Source organism: Nocardia flavorosea NBRC 108225 (assembly GCF_001613385.1).
Classification (GTDB): Bacteria; Actinomycetota; Actinomycetes; order Mycobacteriales; family Mycobacteriaceae; genus Nocardia; species Nocardia flavorosea.
On the sequence record NZ_BDCG01000032.1, the window covers coordinates 21,853 to 30,755 of the forward strand.

Below are 8,903 nucleotides of genomic sequence, written 5' to 3' on the forward strand. Positions count from 1 at the left end.
AGGGATCAGCAGCGCCGGGATCAGCAGAGCCCGCTGCTCCCCGCCGTTCAGCAGCGGAATTCGGTGACGGCGGTGAGGACCCGGTCGAGCTGGCCGGAGGTAAGCATGGGCCACAACGGCAGCCGGACGATAGTCGCCGCGAACCGCGCGCTGCGGGTGCAGGGGACCGGTGCACGACCGTATTTCAGTCCCGCGGCACTGGAGTCGAGCGGTACGTAATGGAACGGGGCCACGATGCCCCGCGCGGCAAGATGCCGGATGAATGCATCGCGGACCTCTTCGCCCGGCATGCGGAGATAGAACAGGTGGGCGGTATGTCGCCGGTCCGGCGGCACCGTCATCGGCGCGACGTCCTGGCCGGCCGACCACGACGCCAATCCGGCCGCGTAGGTGTGCCAGACGCGGTGCCGGGCGCGCTGGATCGAATGGAATTCCGTCAGTTGCGCATCGAGCACCGCGGCATTCAGTTCGCTGGGCAGATAGCTGGACCCGATGTCCTGCCACGAGTACTTGTCCACCTGCCCGCGGAGGAAGCGCGCCCGGTCGGTGCCCTTCTCCCGGATGATCTCCGCGCGACCCATCAGGATGTCATCGGCGAGCAGCAGGGCGCCGCCCTCACCGCAGTGCACGTTCTTGGTGTCGTGAAAACTCTGCGTGCCGAGGGTGCCGAGCGTGCCGAGGGCTTTGCCCCGCCAGGTGCCGCCGAGGCCGTGCGCGTTGTCCTCGATGAGTGCCAGGCCGTGCCCGCGCGCCAGATCGCCCAGCGCGGCCATATCGGCTGCCACCCCGCCGTAGTGCATCACCACGATCGCCTTGGTGTGCTCGGTGATCGCCGCCGCGGCGGCCGCCGGGTCGATATTGCCGGTCGTCTCGTCGATATCGACGAAAACGCAGGTCGCCCCGTGTACGGCGAACGCGGTTGCGGCGGAGGTGAAGGCGAAACTGGGAACGATCACCTCATCGCCGGGGCCCAGTTCGAGCAGCAGAGCGCCCAGTTCCAGCGCATGCGTGCACGACGTGGTGAGCAGAACATGCGGGGCGCCGGTGATCTCGGCGAGTTTCGCGGTGGCAGCAGCGGTGAACGGGCCGTCACCGTGGCAGTGATCGGATTCGAGCACAGTGGTCACATTGGCCAGTTCGGCGGCCGCCCGGTACGGCCGGCTGAAGATGATCCGGTCGCTGCGTTCGCCGCGCAAGGGCGGGGGCGCCGCGTGGTCACCTCGCGCTGTCGTGGCCGTCCCGCTCATCCGGCCGCCACCTCGGCACGCGGCCGGGTGAGCGACTGCGTGTCCTCGGCCGGCGGCCGGGGCGTGGGGGATTCGATGGTGAGGTACAGCGGTTTGCCGACCAGGACGTGCAACACCACGCCGAGGTATTCGGCGATGAGCCCGAGTGAGAACAGCAGCGCGCCCGAACACAGCAGGAGCACGACGATGATCGATGCCCAGCCCTCGGGATTGCCGTCGTCGCCGGTCACCGCGGACCAGATGATCACCGTGGCCAGGATCGTGCCGGCCGCGGCCAGCGTGACCCCGAGCAGGCTGACGACGCGAAGTCCGCGAGTTCCGGTGCACAGCACCATCTTCCAGAACAGCGAGAACAGGCGCCGGTAGTTGTAACCCGATTCCGGGCGGCCCTCGCTGCGTAACCGCACGGGAGTCGTCGCGGTCCGCCCGACCACCCAGGTCAGCGCGACATCGAGATAGGCGCCGTTGGCGGCGACCTCGGCGAGCCGGCGCCCGATATCGCCCCGGATCAGCCGGAAGCTCTCGAACCGGGTCGAGTCGGGGAACGCGAAAAGGGTGGCGAGAACGAATTTGGCGCCGCGGGAGGTGAGGTTGCGCAACGGCCCGTGCGGGCGGGTGTTGGTGGGCCGCGAATACACCAGATCCGCGCGCTGCCGGTAGGCCGTGTCCAGGAATTCGGTGATACAGGCCGGATCGTGCTGGCCGTCCTCGTCCATGGTGACGATCCAGCCGCCGCGCGCCGCGGCCATGCCGGCGATGGTGGCGGCGTCCTGACCGTAGTTGCGGCTCAACCAGATCACCCGGACCAGCGGGTTCTCCCGGGCCAGCCGCTGCAGAACCAGATCGGACCCGTCCGGTCCGCAGTCGTGCACCAGCACGATCTCGGTCACCCGGAAACGCAGACCGCCCGGTGTCGTGGTGGTCGTGGCGAATTCGTCCAGTTCCCGGACGAGCCCGGCGACAGTCTGTTCGCCTCGGTAGACCGGTACGACAACCGAAACTCCGCACACTTCGGGCGAATCGGGATCCGGTCGGTGATATGCCGCGCCCGGCGGGGGCCACGGCGACCCGGGAGCCGGGTGGTCGGTGGAGCCGGCCGATACGGGCCGGCGGGTGTCCGGTGCGGAAACGGACCTGGGCGGAAACGGCATTGGCGAGATCGACTTTCGACGGAGGATAACGCGTGCCGGGTCTCGATGACGCTGGTGAGCCCGAGAAATGCGAACTCTAGCAGGTGTACCCGGCGCCGCGCGGGCAGATTCGATATGCGTCGTTACGCTCGATTGCCGGACCGCGGCCGGTATGGTCTGGGACCCGTGGCGGATGGTCGAGCCGATGATCGGCGGGATATGTTCCGGCGGAGTCGAGTGTGCGCGGCGGGGACGGCGGCCGCCCACTCGGCGGTGCCGCCGGCGAATCCCCGGCATTTCTGCACCGAGGCCCGGAACGCGCCGCTGTGGGTGATGACCGGACGTTCCCCGCAGGAGCGGAACATCGCGGTGCGGAGGCCCGAGCGCCGGCCGGCCGGTGCGCACACGGTCGGAGAAGCCGGACTGCTCGATCCACCGCAGGCCGAATCCGAACACACCCGCCGCGCCCCCGTCCGCGAGATCGGCGGTGCGACAGCCGTGGGTTCACCCGGGCGGGCGGTTCTCCGGATCGCCCACCTGCGCGGTCCTCGGCACAGCGGCCCGGCACCCACCGAGCGGGAGACGGGAGACCCCGGACTCGTGGCGAAGTCATGACGAGCGAACACACCGGAACCCCGGGCCACGGCGCCGGCCAGGACAGTATCGCGCGCGATCACCATCGGTCCGGCGATCACGAGGAGCCGGACCGCTTCTCCGCAGGCACCCGGCACGTCACGAGATCCGCCGGTCGGGTCCAGCTCGCGAAGGCGCCGGCGACTTCGGGTGGGCGTCCGGTGCGGGTCGCAGCCGAGTGTGGAGATCCACGGGACGATGCCGCGCGGCGCTCGGGTGTCCCGGCCGCATCGCTGCCCGGTACCGGCGCTGAACGGATCCGGGGCAATGGACCGGGCGGGCTTCTTCGCCTGCTCCGGCGCCGGGAAATCGCGTTCGCGATGGTCGGCGTCGTGAATACCGCGATGGGTATCGGACTCACCGTCGCCTGGCTGGCGCTGCTGGGGGATTCGGTGCCGCCGTCCGTGGGGGTCGTTGCGGCTTATGTCACCGGTATCGGTGTGGCGTTCGTCCTGCACCGGCGACTGGTGTTCCGGGTCCGCGGACGGGTCCTCCGAGATTTTCTCGGATTCGCCGCCGTGAACTGCGGAGGTCTGGTCGCCAACGCGGTGCTGCTCGAGGTCGCCGTGAGCCTGTTCGGATTCCCGCGGGCCTTGTCCGCGGTGGTGGTCATGGGCACGGTTGCCGCCGGCAGCTTCTTCGGTCACCAGTACATCTCGTTCCGCCGCCCGGCGGTGTGAGCGCGATATCGGAGGGCTCCGGTGCCCGATCCGTGGCCGGGTACGCTTCCATTCCATGTCGGAGCACACCATTCTGGATCCCATGCTGCTGAGCCTGCTGGCCTGCCCGCAGGACAAGGGGCAACTGCACCTGGTCCGCACCGGCGACGGCGCAGACGTGCTGTACAACCCGCGGTTGCGCGTGGCCTATCCGATCGACAACGGGATCCCGGTACTGCTCGCCGACGAAGCCCGCGCGGTCGACGAGACCGAACATGCCGATTTCGCGCGGCAGTTCGGCGAATAACATCGGACACTCATTCCGTACCGCCCGCCGCCGGAACCTCACCGATATCGCCGGTGAGATAGCGCTGCACCGTGGGCCCGACGGCGGCGACGAGCCGGTCGAGCGGCAAGTCGGTGACCGGATCCAGTTTCACGATCTTGCGCGACATGATCACGCCCATGATCTGGGACGCGGCCAGCGCCACCCGGAGCCGGCCGTCGTCGGTATCCGTGGCGATACGCCGCCGAATCCGCTCGAAGATCACCGACAGCAGGAAATCCCGCGCCGGAGAGGTGTCACCACCTGCGACGAGGCTGCGGAACAGGGCTACGGCACCAGTACCCGCAGGCGAATCCCAGACGGCTATCACTGCGCCCACCAGGGTTTCGCCCAGTTGATCCAGAGGGGTGGCATCTACCCGGCCGAGCACGACCTCCGGGTCGACCGGTAGTTCCACTACGGCCGCGAACAACTGTTGCTTCGTCCCGAAATAGTGGTGGATCAGGGCCGGGTCGACGCCGGCGTCCGCCGCGACGGCGCGGATCGAGGTCTTGTCGAAGCCGTTCTTCGCGAATAGCTGCCCGGCCGCGTGCAGGATCGTTGCGCGAGTGTCCGGCCCACCCGGCCTGCGCCCCGGCCGGGCGGGCCGGTGATCGGGCGCGGCGCTCATGCGGTGCGCCGGCGTAGGGTTGCGGCCCCGAGGCACAGAGCCACCGCCGCGAATCCGGCGACGATCGCCAGGTCCCGCCACATCGCCCCGGTGGGTCGGCTGTGCACCGATACCTCGTGCAGCGCGTCGACCGCGTAGCTCAGCGGCAGCACATTGCTGATCGCCTCCAGCCAATCGGGCAGTTGTTCGCGAGGCACCAGCAGCCCGCACAGGAAGATCTGCGGCGCCGCCACGACCGGCATGAACTGCACCGCCTGGAATTCGGTCCGCGCGAAGGCGCTGCACAACAACCCCAGCGCGACTCCGAGCACCGCATCGACCATCGCAATGAGTACCACCCACCCGGGATTTCCGGCCGCGTCCAGGCCGAGCAGGCCGAACGAGACCAGGCAGGCGACGGCCGCCTGCGCGGCGGCCGCGAGGGAGAACGCTGTCCCGTATCCGCCGAGCAGATCGAGTTTGCGCAACGGTGTGGTGAGCAGCCGTTCGAGTGTGCCGGAGCTGCGTTCGCGCTGCATGGCGATGGCGGTGATCAGGAACATCACGATGAACGGCAATATCCCGAGCATGCTGATCCCGACCCGGTCGAACAGGCTCACCGGCTGCTGCGGTGTGGCCGGCACATCCTGATAGATGAAGTAGAGCAGGGCCATCAGCAGCGCCGGAACCACCAGGATCATCGCGATCGTGCGGTGATCGTTGCGCAGTTGCCGCAGGATGCGGGTGGTGGTCGCCGCATACGCCCCGAACGGCCGCGGCCCGGTATTGCGGGTCACGATCCGCGCGGCGGGACCGGGATGTCCTGGTGCGGCCTCCGTACTGCTCCCGGTGACAGAGGCCGCATGGAGACCTTTCCCCACGTCCCCTGGGCTCGATTCGCTCATACCGGTTCTCCCATCGTGATGAGGGCGAGGAAAGCCTGTTCGAGGTTCTGCTCGCCGGTGCGTTCGCGCAGCTCGTCGGGGCTCAGCTGAGCCAGTAGCCGACCCTCGCGCATGAGCAGTAGCCGGTCGCAGTGTTCGGCTTCGTCCATCACATGGCTGGACACCAGCAGTGTCGTACCGCCCGCCGCCAGTTCCCGGAACTGTTTCCACAGTTCGACTCGCAGCACCGGATCGAGCCCGGCTGTCGGCTCGTCCAGGACCAGTAGCTCCGGTGCGGCGACCAGCGCGCATGCCAGCGAGGCCCGCGTGCGCTGTCCACCGGAAAGTTCGTCGCCACGCTGATCGCGATGGCCGGACAGTCCGACAGCGCCGAGTGCCGCCTCGACCGATTCGCGGCCCGCGCCGTAGAGCGCGGCGAAGTACGCGACGTTCTCGTGGACGCTGATATCGGCGTAGATGCTCGGCGCTTGGGTCACGTAACCGATCTGCCGCCGCAGCCGCGCACTACCCGCCGGTGACCCGAGCGCGGTGATCTGCCCCGCGGTCACGATCTGGGTGCCCACGATGCTGCGCATGAGGGTCGTCTTTCCGCAGCCCGAGGGCCCCAGTAGCCCGGTGATCGAGCCACGGGGGATGGTCAGCGAAATATTGTGCAGTACTTCCCGACTACCGCGCCGCACCGTGAGGTTCCGTACCTCCACCGCGTCCTGCGTACCGGTTACGGACATGAGCCGCCCCTGTTCATCCGGTTGGAATTCATCGCGTGTTGAATTGTTCGCCCATACGCCGCCCACCGCAAGACCTGTAGGGAGGAAACCCGTCAACCCGGGTACGCCTCCCGCCGGAACTGCTCCGTCGACCGGAATCGGATGAGCTCCGAGGCCCGCTCCACCCTCGGGATCGCCCCGACCCCGAGGAACGCCGAATGTCCGGCCCGCCCGCTCCGCGGTCACCCACAACGGCACGCTGGTGAGCCGGCCACCGGCGAACGCCGTCACCAATCCAGTCGGCGAATCCGGGTGGCCGTGTCCCGGCAGAAGTGCCCGCGCCCGGCCGCGGCGCAGTCGGCGCGCACCGGTTGCGACAATCCTCGGGTGAGTGCCGAGGAACTGGCTGTTGATCCATTGACCGCCGCCCGGCGCCTGCTCGGCGCGACCCTGTGGTCGGGCTCGGTGGGCGCCTACCTGGTCGAAGTCGAGGCCTATGGTGGTGACCCGGCCGGTCCCTGGCATGATCCGGCCGCCCACTCCGGTCGCGGCCGCACCCCGCGTAATGCAGCGATGTTCGGGCCGCCGGGCAGGCTCTACGTCTATCGCAGCTACGGAATGCATACCTGTGCGAATATCGTCAGCGGACCCGATGGAGTGGCCTCCGGTGTGCTCCTGCGGTCCGCGGAGATCACCGCCGGCCACGACCTCGCCCGCGCCCGCCGCCCGGCCGCCCGCGGGGCCGACGACCTGGCCCGCGGCCCCGGCAATCTGGGCAGTGCCCTCGGAATCCATATGGCCGACTACGGCACCGATGTCTTCGATCCGGAATCGGTGATCCGGCTGGAACTCGGCCCGCTCGCCGATCCGTCCCGGATCACCGCCGGCCCGCGGGTAGGAGTCAGTACCGAGGCCGACCGCAAGTGGCGGCTCTGGTTGCACGACTCCCGCGCGGTATCCACCTACCGCCGCAGCCCGCGGGCACCCCGTATCGAGGAATCGGCCTGAGGCAGGCCGCACCTCCGATCGCACCGCCCGCAATGCGCTTGCGGTAATACGCGAAGATGAACCCGTGAGCAGCGACATCATCGACGAACTGACCTGGCGCGGTCTCATCGCGCAGTCCACCGACCTCGACGCGCTCCGGGAGGCGCTGGCCGTCGGCCCGCGCAATCTCTATGCCGGTTTCGACCCCACCGCGGCCAGCCTGCACGCCGGGCATCTCGTTCCGCTGCTGGCCCTCAAACGGTTCCAGCGAGCCGGGCACCGGCCGATCGTGCTGGCCGGTGGTGCGACCGGACTGATCGGCGACCCCCGCGATGTCGGCGAGCGCGCGATGAACTCGGCCGATACCGTAGCCGCCTGGGCGGACCGGATTCGTTCCCAGCTCGAACGGTTCGTCGACCTGGACGATTCGCCGACCGGCGCCCTCATCGTGAACAACATGGACTGGACCGGCGCGCTGAGTGCCGTCGACTTCCTCCGGGATATCGGCAAACACTTCTCGGTGAACGTGATGCTCGCCCGCGACACCGTCAAACGGCGGCTCGAAGGCGAGGGCATCTCCTATACCGAGTTCAGCTACATGCTGCTGCAGGCCAACGACTACCTGCAGTTGCGCCGTACACATGACTGCGTGCTGCAAGTGGGCGGCTCGGATCAATGGGGCAACATCATCGCCGGAGTCGAGTTGAACCGGCGCGTGGACGGGGCAGCGGTCCACGCCCTGACCGTTCCGCTGGTGACCTCGGCCGACGGCAAGAAGTTCGGCAAATCCACCGGTGGCGGCAGCCTGTGGCTGGATCCGGAGCTCACCAGTCCCTACGCCTGGTTCCAGTACTTCGTGAACACCGCCGACGCCGACGTCGTCCGCTATCTGCGCTGGTTCACCTTCCTGGAACAGGAGGAGCTGGCCGAACTGGAAGCGGCGACTGCCGAACGGCCGCATGCGCGTGAGGCCCAGCGCCGGCTGGCAGCCGAGATGACCACACTCGTACACGGCGCGGACAACACCCGCGCCGTACAACTCGCCAGCCAGGCACTGTTCGGCCGCGCCGAACTCCGCGATCTCGACGAGCCGACGCTGGCGGCCGCATTGCGTGAGGCCGCCGGCGAAGGCGAGGTCGCGGAAGTGGTCCCCGGCCAGGACACGATCGTGGACCTGTTGGTGGCCGCAGGCCTGTGCGAAAGCCGCGGTGCAGCCCGTCGCACCGTGAACGAAGGCGGTGCCTCGGTGAACAACGAGCGTGTGAAGGACCTGGATTGGACGCCGGAAACCAGCGATTACCTGCACGGTAGGTGGCTGGTGCTGCGTCGCGGAAAGCGCAATTTCGCAGGGGTCCGGCGGGGGGCCTGAAATTGATCTTGGTGGGCTGGGTCACAAATTCCCGATCCGGCCCACCGGATCGCCCCTATGCGAGCCCCTGACCAGCGCAAACATGGTCTCGAAGTGGCGATTTGACGTAGCGTTATCCGCCGCGTAACTTATTCAACGTCAGAGCGACACGGACACCGACCAGGGGCCCGGAGCGAGGCGGAAACGCCGAGCCGGAGGGACCAGGGAAACGAGGTTGTACGAGGAGCGCCTGGCGGATCGGCCGAAGATGCGGAGTTTGACTCTGAGCCACTGGCCGGTTAAGCTAGAAAACCTGCCCCAAACGAAGTGCTGGTTCGCCAGTCACTGAGTT

General features: G+C 68.3%; 9 protein-coding genes. 4 read left to right on the forward strand and 5 right to left on the reverse strand.

The window, feature by feature from the left end:
- Positions 1-47 precede the first annotated feature (47 nt).
- Together rffA and NFL01S_RS33345 are read right to left on the reverse strand one after the other, a co-directional pair.
- Positions 48-1,247, reverse strand: coding sequence for a dTDP-4-amino-4,6-dideoxygalactose transaminase (rffA, locus tag NFL01S_RS33340; RefSeq protein ID WP_084493464.1), 1,200 nt, complete (start codon positions 1,245-1,247; stop codon positions 48-50).
- A complete protein-coding gene (locus NFL01S_RS33345; RefSeq protein ID WP_062980328.1) occupies positions 1,244-2,257 on the reverse strand; it encodes a glycosyltransferase in 1,014 nt (337 codons plus the stop codon). The genes rffA and NFL01S_RS33345 overlap by 4 nt, the downstream gene beginning before the upstream one ends.
- A gap of 731 nt (positions 2,258-2,988) precedes the next feature.
- Between NFL01S_RS33345 and NFL01S_RS37250 the strand changes: the two genes are divergently transcribed.
- Both NFL01S_RS37250 and NFL01S_RS33360 read left to right on the forward strand, forming a co-directional pair.
- Positions 2,989-3,690, forward strand: a complete 702-nt coding sequence (locus tag NFL01S_RS37250; protein WP_245671002.1) for a GtrA family protein — start codon at positions 2,989-2,991, stop codon at positions 3,688-3,690.
- Between the two features lie 55 nt (positions 3,691-3,745).
- Positions 3,746-3,976 (forward strand): Trm112 family protein, encoded by a 231-nt coding sequence (locus tag NFL01S_RS33360; protein ID WP_062980321.1) that lies wholly within the window; start codon positions 3,746-3,748, stop codon positions 3,974-3,976.
- Positions 3,977-3,986: 10 nt separating this feature from the next.
- Here the strand turns inward: NFL01S_RS33360 and NFL01S_RS33365 are convergent, their stop codons facing one another.
- From NFL01S_RS33365 to NFL01S_RS33375, 3 genes are read right to left on the reverse strand one after another with little or no spacing between them, the layout of a single operon-like run.
- The gene (locus tag NFL01S_RS33365) at positions 3,987-4,625 is read right to left on the reverse strand and encodes a TetR/AcrR family transcriptional regulator (protein WP_062980322.1); all 639 of its coding nucleotides are present in this window, start codon (positions 4,623-4,625) and stop codon (positions 3,987-3,989) included.
- A complete protein-coding gene (locus NFL01S_RS33370; protein WP_084493466.1) occupies positions 4,622-5,509 on the reverse strand; it encodes an ABC transporter permease in 888 nt (295 codons plus the stop codon). The genes NFL01S_RS33365 and NFL01S_RS33370 overlap by 4 nt, the downstream gene beginning before the upstream one ends.
- Complete coding sequence (locus NFL01S_RS33375) at positions 5,506-6,237, reverse strand: ABC transporter ATP-binding protein (protein WP_062980323.1); 732 nt, start codon at positions 6,235-6,237, stop codon at positions 5,506-5,508. Before NFL01S_RS33375 ends, NFL01S_RS33370 begins: the two co-directional genes overlap by 4 nt.
- A 366-nt stretch (positions 6,238-6,603) precedes the next feature.
- Here NFL01S_RS33375 and NFL01S_RS33380 point away from each other — a divergent pair, with 366 nt between their 5' ends.
- A complete protein-coding gene (locus NFL01S_RS33380) occupies positions 6,604-7,224 on the forward strand; it encodes a DNA-3-methyladenine glycosylase (protein ID WP_062980331.1) in 621 nt (206 codons plus the stop codon).
- Between the two features lie 64 nt (positions 7,225-7,288).
- Complete coding sequence (gene tyrS / locus NFL01S_RS33385) at positions 7,289-8,572, forward strand: tyrosine--tRNA ligase (protein WP_062980324.1); 1,284 nt, start codon at positions 7,289-7,291, stop codon at positions 8,570-8,572.
- The last annotated feature ends 331 nt before the right edge of the window (positions 8,573-8,903 follow it).